The organism is Hymenobacter artigasi (assembly GCF_012275535.1).
GTDB lineage: Bacteria > Bacteroidota > Bacteroidia > Cytophagales > Hymenobacteraceae > Hymenobacter > Hymenobacter artigasi.
Map to the genome: position 1 here is coordinate 47026 of NZ_JAAVTK010000008.1, position 15224 is coordinate 62249.

Annotated in this window: 15 protein-coding genes, 1 tRNA gene and 1 pseudogene; 9 read left to right on the forward strand and 8 right to left on the reverse strand. The window is 61.5% G+C overall.

Translation table 11 applies throughout. The features are described from left to right. Positions 1 to 79: 79 nt before the first annotated feature. Both HBN54_RS13805 and HBN54_RS13810 read right to left on the reverse strand, forming a co-directional pair. Positions 80 to 1393, reverse strand: coding sequence for a tyrosine-type recombinase/integrase (locus HBN54_RS13805; RefSeq protein ID WP_168673806.1), 1314 nt, complete (start codon positions 1391 to 1393; stop codon positions 80 to 82). A gap of 149 nt (positions 1394 to 1542) precedes the next feature. Beyond that, positions 1543 to 1614, reverse strand: a tRNA-Glu gene (locus HBN54_RS13810). 315 nt (positions 1615 to 1929) lie between these two features. On the opposite strand from HBN54_RS13810, the gene gap reads away from it, so the two are divergent. The 4 genes from gap (at position 1930) to HBN54_RS13830 (ending at position 4931) form a co-directional block, all read left to right on the forward strand. Then, positions 1930 to 2937 (forward strand): type I glyceraldehyde-3-phosphate dehydrogenase, encoded by a 1008-nt coding sequence (gene gap, locus HBN54_RS13815; RefSeq protein WP_168673807.1) that lies wholly within the window; start codon positions 1930 to 1932, stop codon positions 2935 to 2937. A 173-nt stretch (positions 2938 to 3110) separates the two neighbouring features. Continuing rightward, entirely contained in the window at positions 3111 to 3980 is an 870-nt protein-coding gene (locus tag HBN54_RS13820; protein WP_168673808.1) for a diacylglycerol/lipid kinase family protein, read from the forward strand. Between the two features lie 109 nt (positions 3981 to 4089). After that, positions 4090 to 4425: a translation initiation factor gene (locus HBN54_RS13825; protein WP_168673809.1), complete on the forward strand. Its 336-nt coding sequence runs from the start codon at positions 4090 to 4092 to the stop codon at positions 4423 to 4425. A 59-nt stretch (positions 4426 to 4484) separates the two neighbouring features. Then, positions 4485 to 4931 (forward strand): DUF1622 domain-containing protein, encoded by a 447-nt coding sequence (locus HBN54_RS13830; RefSeq protein WP_168673810.1) that lies wholly within the window; start codon positions 4485 to 4487, stop codon positions 4929 to 4931. Here the strand turns inward: HBN54_RS13830 and kdsB are convergent. Continuing rightward, complete coding sequence (gene kdsB, locus HBN54_RS13835) at positions 4928 to 5677, reverse strand: 3-deoxy-manno-octulosonate cytidylyltransferase (protein ID WP_168673811.1); 750 nt, start codon at positions 5675 to 5677, stop codon at positions 4928 to 4930. The genes HBN54_RS13830 and kdsB overlap by 4 nt on opposite strands. A gap of 190 nt (positions 5678 to 5867) precedes the next feature. Here kdsB and HBN54_RS13840 point away from each other — a divergent pair, with 190 nt between their 5' ends. The 5 genes and pseudogenes from HBN54_RS13840 to HBN54_RS13860 all read left to right on the forward strand — a co-directional run bounded on the left by HBN54_RS13840 (position 5868) and on the right by HBN54_RS13860 (position 9333). Continuing rightward, entirely contained in the window at positions 5868 to 6806 is a 939-nt protein-coding gene (locus tag HBN54_RS13840) for a DPBB and LysM peptidoglycan-binding domain-containing protein (RefSeq protein ID WP_168673812.1), read from the forward strand. A gap of 90 nt (positions 6807 to 6896) precedes the next feature. Further along, a complete protein-coding gene (locus HBN54_RS13845; RefSeq protein ID WP_168673813.1) occupies positions 6897 to 7649 on the forward strand; it encodes a TIGR02757 family protein in 753 nt (250 codons plus the stop codon). A gap of 102 nt (positions 7650 to 7751) precedes the next feature. Continuing rightward, positions 7752 to 8426: a hypothetical protein gene (locus HBN54_RS13850; RefSeq protein WP_168673814.1), complete on the forward strand. Its 675-nt coding sequence runs from the start codon at positions 7752 to 7754 to the stop codon at positions 8424 to 8426. Between the two features lie 9 nt (positions 8427 to 8435). Beyond that, positions 8436 to 8729: pseudogene (locus tag HBN54_RS13855) on the forward strand (DUF2400 family protein); the annotation flags it as partial. 223 nt (positions 8730 to 8952) lie between these two features. After that, positions 8953 to 9333 carry a hypothetical protein gene (locus HBN54_RS13860; protein WP_168673816.1) on the forward strand — a complete coding sequence of 127 codons (381 nt, stop codon included), beginning with the start codon at positions 8953 to 8955 and terminating at the stop codon, positions 9331 to 9333. 23 nt (positions 9334 to 9356) lie between these two features. Here the strand turns inward: HBN54_RS13860 and HBN54_RS13865 are convergent, their stop codons facing one another. The 5 genes from HBN54_RS13865 to HBN54_RS13885 all read right to left on the reverse strand — a co-directional run bounded on the left by HBN54_RS13865 (position 9357) and on the right by HBN54_RS13885 (position 14911). Continuing rightward, on the reverse strand, positions 9357 to 9497 hold the full coding sequence (locus HBN54_RS13865; RefSeq protein WP_168673817.1) for a hypothetical protein: 141 nt from the start codon (positions 9495 to 9497) through the stop codon (positions 9357 to 9359). Positions 9498 to 9669: 172 nt separating this feature from the next. Continuing rightward, entirely contained in the window at positions 9670 to 11352 is a 1683-nt protein-coding gene (locus HBN54_RS13870; protein ID WP_168673818.1) for a hypothetical protein, read from the reverse strand. A gap of 148 nt (positions 11353 to 11500) precedes the next feature. Next, positions 11501 to 13207, reverse strand: a complete 1707-nt coding sequence (locus tag HBN54_RS13875) for a hypothetical protein (protein WP_168673819.1) — start codon at positions 13205 to 13207, stop codon at positions 11501 to 11503. A gap of 44 nt (positions 13208 to 13251) precedes the next feature. Further along, positions 13252 to 13893, reverse strand: a complete 642-nt coding sequence (locus HBN54_RS13880) for a hypothetical protein (protein WP_168673820.1) — start codon at positions 13891 to 13893, stop codon at positions 13252 to 13254. A gap of 4 nt (positions 13894 to 13897) precedes the next feature. Then, the gene (locus HBN54_RS13885; protein ID WP_168673821.1) at positions 13898 to 14911 is read right to left on the reverse strand and encodes a WD40/YVTN/BNR-like repeat-containing protein; all 1014 of its coding nucleotides are present in this window, start codon (positions 14909 to 14911) and stop codon (positions 13898 to 13900) included. Positions 14912 to 15224: the final 313 nt, after the last annotated feature.

A 15224-nucleotide genomic window follows, 5' to 3' on the forward strand; every position in this document is an offset into this window, starting at 1 on the left:
ATCCATGTGAGCTTTTGGACAAGTTCCAGCAGCCACCCGCCAAGCTGGAGAGGCGGGTGGTGCTGGTGCAATGTTTTGTTCAGGCAGCCAGAGGCTCTACCGCACAAATCTGGCTGGACCGGGCTCCCGCGCTTTCGGTAGCGGCTCCCTGACCCTCCCAAATGCGGCGCATGGTGTTGTGCTGCAGGTCCTCCACCACTTTCGCGTACAGCAGGGTGGTTTGAATGTTGGCGTGCCCCATCACTTTCTGCAGCACCTCCACCGGCATCCCGCGCAGCAGGCTTTGCGTGGCGAAGGTGTGGCGGGCCGTGTGAGAAGTCAGCAGCTCGTATTTCGGCACCGACTTTTTCACCACCTCGCCCGCTAGTAGCTCCGTCACCACCACGTCGCCCGTCAGCCCGGCGTACTGGCCCACCTTCTTCAGGTAGCGGTTCATCACCTGGTTGGCCAGCACCGGCAGCAGCCGCTTCCGCTCGCCATCCACCGCGTACCGGTCAATGATGGTCCCCGCCGCTTCCGTCAGGTAAATGCTCACCCCCGTGCGCGTTTTGGTTTGTATTAACCGCAGCACCCGCGACCCGTTCCACTCGTGCAGGTGGCCCGGCTGCAACGCAAACACGTCCGAATAACGTAGGCCCGTGTAGCAGCAGAACAGCAGCACATCGCGCACCCGCACCAAATGAGCCGGCAGTATCGCACTAGACAAGGCGTCCAGGTCGGCGGCGCTGAGCCACATTTTTACCACGTTCTGGTGCTTACTCTGCAGCTTGCGCAACTCCACCGGCACTGGTAATCCCAACTCATCCCGGCACCACTTCAAAAATACCTTCAGCCCACGCACGAAGCTGGCAATGGTATTCGGTGCCAGCTTCCGGTCAAAGCGCAGGTAGGCCAGCACCCGGTCATGCGTGGCCAGGGTATACGTCGTGGGGTCTAGAAATTCGCCCCGGCTGCTTTCGAATCCCAGGAGCCAGCTGCACAACATTTTTCGCTGCCGCAGGGTGTGGCCAGCGTAGCCCCGGGCCCGCAGCGCCTGCCGGTGCTGCTCAAACAACGTCGGCAAAGAGTGACGTTGCACAACCTCCGGCTCCGGTGCCGGCACGGGCCGCAGTACCGCTCGCAGGCCCGCCAGGGTAGGGGCCTCACCGGCCGCCCGCAGCTTGCGCCACCACGCCAGCACATTGCCCGCCATTAGTTTCAGCAGGTCGTTGGCTTCTTCTGCCAAGGGAAATGAGGCCCGAAACTTCTGTTTGTCGGCGTTCCAGTCAGCCGGCTTGCACTTTTCGCCAGTGGCACATTTCAGGCGGGCACCATCAAAATAAACCACCAGATGCACCGGGCAGCGCCCGGCAGAATCTTTCTTGTCGCTTCGCAACACAAATTGGGTAACCATACGGGGGGGCGTAAGAGGGGGCGTCCCTCGGATAGGGAACCCCCGGTTTCGCGTCGTGAACCACCGTGCGGGCCAAACGCAAAAAACCCGGAAAACTGCTTTCACGACGTGAGGAGCAATTTTCCGGGCCTTCCGGTTGTGGTGTATTGTAGTCCGTAGGGGAATCGAACCCCTGTTGGTAGAATGAAAATCTACTGTCCTAACCCCTAGACGAACGGACCGTTGTTCGTTTTGATGATGCAAAGGTACGGCGCGCTTCGTTTCGTGCAAGTTCTGGGCGAAAAAAAAGTGCTGTTAAGAGCAAAGTACCCTGTTTTTCAGGCTGAAAAATTTTCGCGGCGTCCTATTACGAGGCTGTCGTGGGGCCTGGGACCGGACAACTGCCCGCTGAATCGGGCCGGAGGCCGGAGAGGAATCGGGCTTTAGGGAAGGCCGAAGCAGAATGTGGGCTAACCCGCGCCGGTCTGCTATCTTCGCCCCGCGTTTCAACCGGCCGCCAGCGTGGCGGCTGGCCACTAATCCCCACCTGTTTTACAATGGCAAAAATTAAAGTCGCCATCAACGGCTTCGGCCGCATCGGCCGTCTCACCTTTAAGTCGCTGCTGGGCCGCGACAACGTGGAAATCGTTGCTATCAACGACCTGACCGACAACAAAACGCTGGCCCACCTGCTGAAGTACGACTCCGTACACGGCCGTTTCGACGGTACTGTGAGCTACGACGAGGAAAGCCTGACGGTAAACGGCGTGAAAATCGCTGCCCTCGCCGAGCGCGACCCCAAGCTCCTGCCCTGGGGCAAAATGGGCGTCGACGTGGTGCTGGAATCTACCGGCCGCTTCGTGGACGAGGCCGGCGCTGGCCAGCACATCACCGCTGGTGCCAAGAAAGTCGTGATTTCGGCTCCCGCTACGGGCAACATTCCGACCGTGGTACTGGGCGTGAACGAGGAAATCCTCACCGGCTCGGAAACTATCATCAGCAACGCCAGCTGCACCACCAACTGCCTGGCCCCCATGGCCAAAGTGCTGGATGACGCGTTCGGCATCGAGAAAGGCTACATCACCACGGTGCACGCCTACACGTCGGACCAGAACCTGCAGGATGCGCCTCACAAGGACCTGCGCCGCGCCCGCGCCGCTGCCTACAGCATCATCCCCACCAGCACCGGTGCGGCCAAGGCCGTGGGCTTGGTGCTACCCCAGCTGAAGGGCAAGCTCGACGGCCTGGCCATGCGCGTGCCCGTGCCGGATGGCTCGATGACCGACCTGACCGTTATCCTGAAAAAGGAAGTAACCAAGGAGCAAATCAACGCCGCCCTGAAAGCCGCCGCTGAAGGCCCCATGAAAGGCATCATCGAGTACACCACCGACCCGATTGTGAGCATCGACATCGTGGGCAACCCTCACAGCTGCATCTTCGACTCGGAGCTGACTTCGGCCAACGGTACGCTGGCCAAGGTAATTGGCTGGTACGACAACGAAACCGGCTACTCGACCCGCACGGCCGACCTGATTCAGAAGCTCGGCGAGCAGATGAACGGGTAAGCTTTGATGTGAAAATGTGCTGAATGTGAAAATGTGCGCAACAGCGGATTTTCGGCAAAGCAACAAAAAAGTCTGCCTTCTGGCAGGCTTTTTTGCTTTATATCCGTAGCCTATACATCCTTCCTTCATTCAGCACACTCTTCCTGTTTTCCGTCTCCTTCACATTCAAAAAATTGCCCAAAACCTGCTTCATTCTGAATCCCAAAGCCGGCCCCAGCCAGCGCCACGACATGCCCGCCCTGATTGCGCGGTACTTCGGTGCGCGGGAAACCGACTACGAAATTCGGCCTACGGAATACGCCGGGCATGCCGTGGAGCTGGCCCGCACGGCTGCCGCCGAAGGCTTTGCCGTGGTGGCCGCCGTGGGCGGCGATGGCACCGTGAACGAAGTGGGGAGGGGCTTGTTGGGCACCGAAACTGCCCTGGGCATCATCCCGCAGGGCTCGGGCAATGGTCTGGCCCGCCACCTGAAGGTGCCGCTGGGCCTGGCCGATGCGCTGCGCCGGCTGGCCGCGCCCACCTTCAGCCGCATGGACGTGGGCGTGATAAACGGCCACCCGTTCTTCTGCACGGCCGGGCTGGGGTTTGATGCGCACGTAAGCCAGCACTTCGCCCAGGCGGGCTCGCGGGGCCTGAGCACATACTTGCAGGTAACGCTGCGCGAATACCGCCGCTACCGCCCGGTGCCCGTGCAGGCCAACCTCGACGGCCAGCAAATCAGCACCGATTGCTACGTGCTGGCCTTTGCCAATGCCTCACAGTATGGCAACAACGCCTATATTGCCCCCCTGGCCGACCTCCGCGACGGCCTGCTCGACGTGTGCCTGATTGATGCCCTGCCCGTGGGCCGCGCCTTCCGCGTGAGCCTGGCCATGGCCCTCGGCACCCTCCCGCAAAGCAAGGCGGCTGAGTATTTTCGGGTGCCGCGCGGCCGGGTGGTGGCCGCCGCGCCCATCGGCTTTCACGTTGATGGCGACTACCTGGGCCACGCCACCGAATTTGATGTAGAGCTGCGGCCGCTGGCCCTGGCCGTGGCAGTATAGGTCATTTAACAGGTGTCATTTAACATTTAACAAATTTTGGATGATGCCTCGATAAACTGATGCCGGCCCAGCTTTTCCGAATTGTTAAATGCTAAATGTTAATTGTTAAATGAAACAGAACCGCACCGGCGTGGTCTATTCCACCAATCCCGATTTCACGTATCAGAGCAACGAGCCGGCGGCGGCCACCACGCTGCCCCCCCAGCAGCAGCAGTTGCGCGTGCAACTCGATAAGAAGCAGCGCGGCGGCAAGCAGGTGACCCTCGTCACCGGTTTTGTGGGCACCGATGCAGACCTGCAGGTTCTCGGCAAGCTTCTCAAAACCAAGTGCGGCGTGGGCGGCAGCGCCAAGGACGGCGAAATAGTGGTGCAGGGCGACCTGCGCGACAAAGTGCTGGAGATAGTGCTCAAAGAGGGCTACAAGGCCAAGAAAGCCGGCGGCTGATTCGGCTTCGGGCGCGGGTTTTCCGTATCTCGCCTCACGTTCCTGCTTCGTTTGCGCCTATGCTTTTGCTGCTTACTCCCATTCTGTCGGCCCTGCCCGAAACGGCCCGCGACGTGACTTCGCTGCACGGCCGCGCTGAAAGTGCGGTTATCGATGCCGTGCTGTGGCTGAAGCTGGGGGTAGAAATGGTGGGCGCGGTCATCATCGCGTTGGGTATTCTGAGCGCGGGCTGGCTGCTGGTGAAAGCACTGAGCAAGGGCCAGACGGCCGATTTTACGGCTATTCGGCTGGCGCTGGCCCGGTACTTGGCTTTGGCGCTTGAATTTCAATTGGGCGCTGATATCCTATCAACGGCCATTTCGCCCAGCTGGGAGCAACTGGGCAAGCTCGGGGCCATTGCCATCATCCGCACGGCCCTCAACTACTTCCTCTCCCTCGAAATGCGCAGCGAGCGCCACCAAACCAACCCCGAAACGCCGGCCGTGGCAGACCGCGCCGATAGCTAAACGCCCAGCCGGGCCCGCGCCCGCGCCACATCCTCCGGCGTGTCAATGCCGAACGCATCCAGCTCGGTTTCCGCGCAGCGAATCTGGAAGCCGGCCTCCAGCCAGCGCAATTGCTCCAGGCTTTCGGCCGCTTCGAGGGGCGACACGGGGAGGCGCGTGAGCTGCGCCAGCACCTGCGGCTGGTAGGCATACAGGCCCAGGTGGCGCAGGTAGCGGTGGTGAGCCAGCCATTCGGCCGGCTCGCGGCCACGCTGGTAGGGCAGGGGGTGGCGGCTGAAATACAGGGCGTGGCCCTGCTGGCTGAGCACCACTTTGGGCAGGTGCGGGCTGAATAACTCTTCCTCCGAAACCACCGGCTTCACCAGCGTGGCAATGGCGGGCGCGGTGGCGGCATCGGCGAATAAATCGGCCAAGGCGTTGATTTGGGCGGGGTGGATGAACGGCTCATCGCCCTGAATATTGACGATGCAATGCACGTCGGCCGGGCTGCCAAGCTGCTGGAATGCCTCCCACAGGCGGTCGGTGCCGCTGGGGTGGTCGGGGTGGGTGAGCACGGCCTCGCCCCCAAAATCCTCAACGTGGCGCAGGATGCGCTCGTCATCAGTGGCCACCACCACGCGGGCCAGATTGGCTTGTTGGGCCTGCCGCACCACTCGCTGAATCATGCTCTGGCCGCCCAAATCGACGAGCGGCTTGCCGGGCAGGCGGGTGGAGGCAAAGCGGGCGGGAATTAGGCCAAGAACCATGGATGAAAGTGGGAAGTGGGAAATGAGGAGCGGGAAAATGACTGCCAATAAGCCCCAAATAACGAAACTGGGCCGGGTTGAAACCGGCCGGGCCCAATTTCCCGCCGGTTATTGCGTTATTTTGCCTCGCGGGCTGCCTGAGCCGGCGCTCCCGGGCGGGGGCAAAGTGAATTTTGGAAGGCTATTTTCTATGACTGTAATTCTTTCGTTGCTGACGCTGCTGGCCCTGGGCGGTCCCGGCCCGGGCAAACCCGGCCACGCCAAAAGTACCCCTGCCGACTCCATTGGCCAGGAAATGCGCGGCGGCCAGCGCTTCGTGAAGCACCGCGTGGCGGCCGGCGAAACCCTCACCGCCCTCACGCGCCGCTACCACGTCACCTTGGCCGAGCTCAACGCGGCCAACCCGCAGATTAAAAACGGCCTTGGCGTGGGCCAGATTGTGTACGTGCCCCGCCCCGCCGCCGGTCGTGCCACGGCTGCTGCCGCGCCCGACAAATCCCCCTCGGCCGCCGCGCCCGTGGCCGTGCCCGCTCGCTACACCGTGGTGAAGGGCGAAACCCTGTTTGGTATTGCCCGCAAGTTTCAGCTCACGCCCGATGAGCTGATTAAGCTTAACAAGCTGCCCGCTGGCGGCACCGTGCGCGTGGGCCAGCAGCTCATCCTCACCGGCACGGCCGAAACCGCTGCCGCCCCGGTCCCCGCCAAAACCGCGCCCGTGCGCCCCGCCGAGGTAGAAGCCGTGCCCGCCACGCCCGCCAAAGCCCCGGCCCCCGATAAGCCCGCCCAGGTAGCTACCGTGACGCCCGACCGCGAGGAAGATAAGGAGGACCGCACCCCCAGCCGTGCCAGCGAAGTGCTGGCCCGCGTGGTGGAGTCCGGCCTCGGCGCGCCCATCGAAAAGAGCATTACCGATAAGTACCTCGCCCTGCACAAAACGGCCCCCGTGGGCACCATCATGCAGGTGAAAAATGCCATGAACGGCCTCTCGGTGTACGTCCGCGTTATCGGCAAGCTGCCCGATACGGGCGAGAACAACAACGTGCTGGTGCGCCTTTCGCCCCGCGCCGTGCAGAAGCTCGGCACCGCCGACTCCCGTTTCCGGGTGGAGACGAACTACATTCCGCAGTAGCCTTGTGCGGTAAGCTTTAGCTTGCCGTGATGCGGCTGTGCGCTCATCTGCAATCCCCGTCTTAGACGGCAAGCTAAAGCTTACCTCACTTTGAACATCGCCCAGCTCCGCCGCCAGCTCGACGCGCAATACGAGCGCTACAACCGTCCCGAGTTCATCAAAAACGACCCCATTCAAATTCCGCACCGCTTCACCCAGCGGCCGGATATTGAAATCGCGGCCCTGTTTGCGGCGCTGCTGGCCTGGGGGCAGCGGCCCACCATCATCAACAAAACCAACGACCTGCTGCGCCGCATGGACGATGCCCCGCACCAGTTCATCACCCAGCACCAGGACGAGGACTTAAAGAAGCTGCTCGGCTTCTGCCACCGTACCTTCTGCGATACCGATTTGCTGTATTTCGTGCATTTCCTGCGCCATTGGTACGGGCAGCACGAGTCGCTGGAAACCGCGTTTCTGGTGGGCCACACGCAGCGTGAGCGGCTGATAAACTTCCACAACCACTTCTTCAGCCTGCCCGATGCACCGCAACGTACCCGCAAGCACGTCGCCACGCCGGCCCGCAAATCGGCCTGCAAGCGGGTGAACATGTACCTGCGCTGGCTGGTGCGCCGCGACGAGCACGGCGTGGATTTCGGCCTCTGGACCCGCCTCTCGCCCGCCGACCTCATCATGCCCATCGACCTGCACGTCGAGCGCCAGGCCCGCCCCCTGGACCTGCTCACCCGCAAGCTCGTGGACTGGGAAGCGGCCGAGGAATTGACGGCCAATTTGCGGAAGCTGGACCCGAGTGACCCGGTGAAGTATGATTTCGCCCTGTTTGGGGCGGGGGTGGATAAGTAACGGTTAAAAATGCCGATAATAGCGTTGCTATCTGGTACAGTATCTTTCGATAAAAGACAGTGTCAGTACCCTATTCGTGCTGCACTAACATTGTATAGCACAATGAATTATCAGTTTGAAGCAACCCTCGTTAGCACAGCTAAATCCATCTTTGGGTTTATTCTGGCGTTCATATCCGTATGCGCATTGAGTGTTTTCGTGGGGGGGCAATTCAGTGGTATCAATTGGCGAATTGCTGGGGGTATTATTGCGATGCTCAGCAGTGGCTATATCGCTTATGAATTACTCAAAAGGTGGTTGAAATGCGACGTATTGGTCATGGTCAACACTGACGATATTACCATACGGTATATAAATCGTGGCGAAGAAATAACAGTGCCTTTTGTCAGTCTGGCTTCTTATCGGCAGGAATCCTTTAACGGCGCGCAACGGTTCTACTTGAAATTAATAAATGGCCAGCAGCTACAGTTAGCGCCCAATAAGGTCGCTGGCAACTTAGGTAATTTCAACGGTCTGGAGCGGGCCGTTGAACAAGCAACCGCAAATTTTCAGAACGAAAATGCCGAACCTATTATTCGCGAGCCTGGATTTTTTGAGAAGCCTGCTTCAACCATTATGCTGATAATTGGAACGGCGATTTATATCTTTTTTATTTGGCAAATTGTGCGTGACAATCTATCAGTTAACGGCAACATGATTATGGGCATTGGTATCTACATTTCGTACGTAGCCGCCTGGCTGGCCGCCTCCAAAAAGCGCAGAAATGCGCGTCAATAACTAGATGCCCGCCGCGATGCCTACGGCATGGATTTCGGCCTCTGGCAGCGCCTCTCGCCCGCCGACCTCATCATGCCCATCGACCTGCACGTCGAGCGCCAGGCCCGCCCCCTGGGCCTGCTCACCCGCAAGCTCGTGGACTGGGAAGCCGCTGAGGAACTGACGGCTAATTTGCGGAAGATGGACCCGAGCGACCCGGTGAAGTATGATTTCGCCCTGTTCGGGGCGGGGGTGGATAAGTACTCGGTAGCACGTCGCAGACGCGGGCCAGCAGGGGGATTCGAGTACTATCTGCAAAATTGAAGTTCACGAAGTTCATCTACTAAATTGCATTTCGTAAACGAGCAACGATGAACCAGTTTCTTGAACTCCTCCGGCTATGTATTGCCTTGCTGGCACCTATGTAGCAAGCTGCTGCTGGACGTTTAAGGAAAGAAATCATATATTAGACACGATGAGGCTTCTAATCTGTTTGCTTTCTATGGTTATGCTCGGTGGTGGGGGCCTATCATGGAGGACAAGTCCCATGCGCCACCTGCTCGTCGGCAAGTACCGCTACGATATCACTCTAGAAACATTATATGTGCATGACGACGATGCCGACAATACTTACTTTGTGGTCACAAGCGCCAATTCCGGCGCAAAGCAGCAGTGTAGTGGTTTTCTGAAAAGTATCACCCGTCAGGGGGAGATTCAGACAACAGGAACATATGCCGTCAACGGCCCCTATTTGCTCATTAAAGAGCGATATGGTGACCCACAGCGAGTTTATCGGATAGGAAATGAGCAGTGGATACAACCTGATTCGACGATAAAAACGTTTTCGCCTGACCAAACCGGACGATTGCAACTCATTGAAGTGCGGGACTACACGAGGGGGGTAAGCAAGAAGAGGTCCTACAGGTAAAGTCGGTTCAAGAAAACGGTGAATTAAACAACCATCTTCTGCGTCCCCGCCACCCCGACCAGCAGCGCATCCTCTCCGGTGCTGGATAGGTGCCAGTAGTGCTTGCCCATGTAGCTCACGTAGTACGTGAGGTCATAGCCTTGCCGGGTCAGCTGGCGGGCCACGTCGCGCTCCTCCAGCCGGAGCAGAACTACTTCTGTTCGTAGACGGTAGCCTGAGCACTGGCTTTGTCAGTAACGGCACTGCTTATGCCGGTGAAACCTACATTTGGGGGCGCGCACAAAAAAAGCGCCGGTAGTATTGCCAGCGCTTTTTGCGCGCGAAAACGCCGAACTATCAGAACGTAAACACCTGCAAGGTGCCGCCGGTGGCGAGGCGGCGCTCGACCACGAGGCCGGTGCCGGTGCCGGTGCTGCTGAGGTGGTACTCGTGGAAGGGCAGCGAGCCGGCGGCCTGGCTGCGCTGCTCCAGAGCGGCGTACACGGGCGCGTCGGTGGGGTGGGCGTGGGCGTAGCGGCGGCGCTCGGCGGTGGTGCCGCTGGCTTTGAAGACGGCGAAGGGCTGGGCGTAGTACACGGTGGTGGCCACGTTGGCGTTGCGCCCGGCCCCGGGCACGAACTCCACGCGCTGGAGCTTCAGCTGCGGGTCGAGGAAGAGGTCGAAGGTTTCGCCGGTGCCCATCACATGCATGGGGGCGAAGCTGTACTGGCTTTGGCCGGTGAGGGGGTCGAGGTGGAAGCCGATGCGCCGGCCGTACTGCCCCGTGAAGCTGCCCGCCTTCTTGTGGGCCGTCAGCTCCCTGGAGTAGGGCATCTGGAGGCGGGCCAGCGGGGTGCCGTCCACGGCGTAGCGCTGCTCGAAGTAGCCCAGCAGCTCGGGCCGCAGCTCGTAGGTGGGCAGGTCGCCTTCGCCGTATTCGCCAAAAATGAGCACGTCGCCGGTGGCGTAGTCCAGGTAGAAGGAGCCCACGGCGGTGGTAGCCCAGCTGTCGTAGCGGGGCGTAGTCAGGTCGGTGGGGCTGATGTGGCGGCGCGTGGCGAAATCCAGCTCGCCGTAGTTCGGAATCTGGCCGCAGTAGATGGGAATGGTGCCCTTGGCCAGCCCCAGCGTGGTGCTGAAGCCGCCGGGTACCGCGTGGCCTAAGTCATCGACCACGTACACTTGAAACGTGAGCGGCTGCTGGCCAGCCTTTTCCTGGGCCGAGCTGATGAGGGTGCGGCGGCAGAAATACGTTTGGTTGGGGCGGTGGCCCAGGTAGGCCCAGTCCTGGTTCCACTGCCCAAACATGTCCCAGTTGCTGGCAATCCAGGGGCTGGGCGGCAGGGTGAAGGGCTCACGGCGCGGGGTGGTGGTTCCCAGGTCGTAGTGCAGCAGGTAGAAGCGCTGCACCCGCTCCTTCTTGCCGATGAAGGCCGTTTCGCGCACGATTTCGACAAAGCCCCCGGCATCGGCGTAGCGGCCCACGGTTTGGGCCGTTTCCTCGGCTTCCATGGTAATGGGGAGCGGCGGGCCGAAGTCGGCGCTGGTGCGCTCGCCCCGCTCGTCGAGGCGCTGCACGTACACCTGCCCGGCAGCGAGGGGCGAACCCTGGGGCAGCTTTTTCGCGGCCGAGGCATCGATGCGCTCCACCACCAGCACGTTGTTGCCCTCCGTGAGCACGCTCAGGGGCAGCATGGAGGCGGCCTCGCGGACCTGGTCGGCGTCCATTTTATCGGTCGAGGTGAGGGTGTTGCCCAGCAGGCCCTCCTGGCGCGGGCGCTGATAGCGGCGCACGGGGGTTTCCCAGAGCGTGTGGCCGTTGGGGGCCAGGCACTGGGCGCGCACGGCGGCCCGGTCCGCGTCGGTGATGAACAGGACGGTGTTGTGGTTGGGCAGCCGGATGGTGCCGCCCAGCGCGGCATTGGGGGCCAGCTCAATGGTTTGCACCAGGTGGAGCGGCACCGTGGCCGGGGCCTGGGCCGCCACGCGGCCGGCCGTGCCCAACAGCACGGCCAGCAGCAGGCGGGAGCGGGTTGTCATGGGAATGAATGGTTAAGTAGGCCTGACCGCCGGTTCGACCGGTTGTCGTCGATAAGTGCCGGTAAACAACGATGACCGGTCGGACCGGGACCCTGTTCCGGTAAACAACGACAACCGGTCAGACCGCCCAGGGCGGTCGGACCGGGGCCTACTGGAACGTGTATACCTGCAGGCTGCCGCCCAGGGCGCTTTTTTGCTCCACTACCAGCCCGGTGGCGGGGCCAGTGGGGCAGAGGTGAAACCAGTGGTCGGGGGCATCGACGGGGGCGGTGCGGCGCTGCTTTTCGAGGGCTGCGTACACGGGGTGGTCCGTTTTGCCGGCGTGCTCGTAAAAGCGGATTTCGTCGGTGCTGTTGAAGGTGGTGGCCAGCTTAAACGGCTGCGTGTACATCACGGAGGTGTAGGTGCGCTCGTCCTTGTCCTTGCCGGGCAGATAGTCGTAGCGCAGCGGTTTCAGCTCCGAGTCAAGGAACAGGTCGAAGTCTTCGCCGTTGCCGTACAGGCGCACGGGCGCAAAGCTGAACTGGTGCTGGCCGGTGAGGGGGTCGACGTGGAAGCGCGTGCTGCGGTACGAATAGCCCCTGAAGCTGGCCTTCTTTTTCTTGGCCTTCATGGCCTCGCTGTACGGGGCCTGCACCTGGGCCACTACATGGCCATCGGGCGCGAAACGACGTTCAAAAAAGCCCAGCAAATCGCCGTCGTCCCTCATTTCGGGCAGCTCACCTTCGCCATACTCGCCGTAAACGAGCACATCGCCGGTGCGGTAGTCGAGGTAGAACGAGCCCATGCCGCCGCAGGAAACATCCCATTCGTCGTAGGTCACGTAGCTTTTGCCCTGCGAGGCGCTAAAGTTGAACGGAATGTGGTTCATCTCGCCGGGGCTGGGCATGTAGCCCGAGTTCATGGGCCGGGTGCCTTTGTTCAGGCCCAGCGTGGTGCTGAAGCCGCCGGCCAGGCCGCCCTGGTCGTCGGCAATGTGCACCTGGTACACGATGGGCTGGTTGCCGGCCTTCTCCTTGGGCGCGGCGACGCTGGTGACGGTGCGGCGGCAGAAATACGTTTGGTTGGGGCGGTGGCCCAGGTAGGCCCACTCCTGGTACCAGTGCCGGAAGCTGTTCATGCCCCCAACGTGCTCGGGCGTGGCCGGCAGTTCCAGCACCTCGCGGCGCACGGCGTTGGTGCCCAGGTCGTAGTGCATGGTGGCGAAGACGAGGGTTTCCTCGCGCTTGTTGGTTTCGCGCACCACCTCGGCGTAGCCGGTGGCATCGGCGTAGCGGCCCAGGGTATTGGCCTCGGTTTTCTTCGATTCGGGCCCGGGGCGCGGGTCGAACAGGTGGGCCTGGAGGCCGCCCTTTTCATCGATACGCTGCACGAACATCTGGCCATCCTTGAGGGCCTTGTCCTTATTCTGCTTCTTGAAGGAATCCTCGTCGAGCCGCTCGGCCAGCACCACGCGGTTGCCGTCGGTGAAGACGTTGACGGGGTAGAGCGCGGCCGCCAGCTTGTCCTTTTGCAGCTGCTTGTTGTCGCGGGCTGTGCGGCTAAAGGCCATCTGCCGGGTATCGAACATGTAGCCGCTGCCGGCGAGTCGCTGGAAGCGCTTGAGGCCGGTTTTCCACACGGTATGGCCATCGGGGGCCAGGCACTGGGCGGTGATGTCGAACGACTCGGCATCGGTGAGCAGCAGCACCATGTTGTGGTTGGGCAGGCTCAGGGTGCCGGCCAGCATGGCGTGCTCGCCCAGGGCAATGCTCTGGGCGGCTTGCAGCGGCCCGGCGGCGGGCGGCGGCGGCGTGGCGGCCGTGGCAGCGCTCAGCAGGAGCACGGCCGACAGCGAACGGTAAAGGTTTTTCATGAAAAAGAAAGAGAGGAAAATGAGAAAATGGAAGCGGTATCAGCCTAAAAAGACTTGCCGATGGTGGCGTTGAACTCCCGAATGCGCAGGGCTTCAACCAGGCCCTCGCTGGAGTAGTCGTTGTAGATACGGCGGGGGCGCAGGTCGGCGCTCAGGCGCAGAAACCAGTCGTGGTCGTTGGTGGCGTACACGCCCTCAAGCATGGCGCTGGGCGAGCTGAAGGGCAGGAAGAACTTGCTAAAACGGTAGCCCAGGCCCACGCCCACGCCAAAATCCTTTTTGGAATGCTTGCTGGCCTTGGCCCCGTAGCGGTAGGTGACGTACTCCGGAAAATCGAGCACGAACTGGGCGTTGAAGCCGTCCACGTCCTGCCGGGTGGTGGCCAGCAGGCCGGCCCCCGCGTTCAGCGATATGCCCAGCGACTGCTCACCGCCCTTCAGCTGGTACAGCGGGGCATCAAACCCCAGGTTGCCATTGAGCAGCAACAGGTTGGCGTTGGTGGTCTGGAGCACGTAGGCCTGCGGCATGCCCTGGTAGCCATTGGGGTTGGCCTGCACCGGGGCGGTGGCGCGCAGCGGCACCAGCCCCACCCCCAAATCGCCGTGAAACTTGCTTACCTGGGCCTGCGCGGGTCGCACCCCGGCCAGGCCGGCCACCAGGGCCAGCGCGAAGAAATACTTGTTCATCAGGCTATTGGTAGTGGAAGCGGTGGATGAGCCCGCGCGGGCCCACGGCGTAGAAGGTGCCGGCATCGGCAAAATCGGCGGCGAAGTACGTGGCCGCGTAGCTGGTGCCGTCGGGGGCGTGCACGTTCACCCAGGGGTTGTCCTTTTGCAGGGAATAAGCCGGGTGGTTGCGCACAATGGTGCGGTAGCCCACGCCCACCACCGGGCCTTTGGGGCCGGCCGTGGCCAAGCCGTACAGGGCGTGCTGGTAGCCGTCGTCGGCGTCGCGGCCATAGCTGTACGCCGGGCTGAACGCCTTGAAGCCGTCGGGCGCGGCCAGCAGGTAGGTACTGGCATTAAACCGCAGAATGTCGTAGCCGTAATAGTCGGCGCTGCGGCCGCTGTAGTAGTCAACAAAGCTCCAGGTCTGGCCGCCGTTGGTGGTAAGCCAGCGCGACTGCTCGTTGCCCACCACGGTGCCCGAATCGGGGGAGGTAAACGACACGGCCCGGAAAGTGTAGCGCTTGTCGGGGCGGCGCTGCACGCTGGCCCAGGTGGTGCCGCCGTTGGTGGTTTTGTTGATGCCCCCGCCCGAGCCCACGGCATAGCCCACCAGCGGCGTCACAAACTGCAGGTCCTGTACGCCAATGGCGTAGCCGTAGGCGTCGCCCGTGGGCACATACTGCCAGCTTTGGCCACCGTTGGCGGTGCGGTAGAGGCCCGAGCTGGTACCGGCCCAGCCGGCGGTGGCCGTGGTGAAGAGCAGCTTGTTGATGGTGCCCAAGGCCGGCTGCGAGCGGCGCGACCAGGTAGCGCCGGCGTCAGTGGTGGCGAAGAGGCTGCCGCCGGCCCCGCCCACGAAGCCTTCGCGGGCCGATACAAAATCGACAGTGTACAGGGCCAGGGAATCGGCGGCGGCGGGCAGGGCCAGCGCGTCGTAGCGCATGGTAGAGTAGGAATCCGCGATGTACACGGTTTCCTTGCACGCGCCCAGGCCCAACACCAGCCCGCCGAGAAGAAACGGGTAGCGTTTATTCATGTAAAAATGAATGTGTGGAAATGATAGTTGGGGTCAAATCTACGGGCCGGCTTGGATAAATGCTATATACCGGCGCTCCCAACCACCGGTATTTTTTTGATTTTCTGGTCCTTTGAGCGCGAAGCTGTTTATTAATTCGATAGTCTGAGCGGTTATCATCCTGAGCATTTCGCGCATAAAGCGAAGACGCAGGACCTGTTCAAGGTTGCCCGTAGTCCTGTGGCGGTGATAAGGTCCTTCGTCTTCGCTTTATGCGCGAAATGCTCAGGATGACGGACACTCACGAAACAGCCTCAATTTGAGCGGCCCGCCG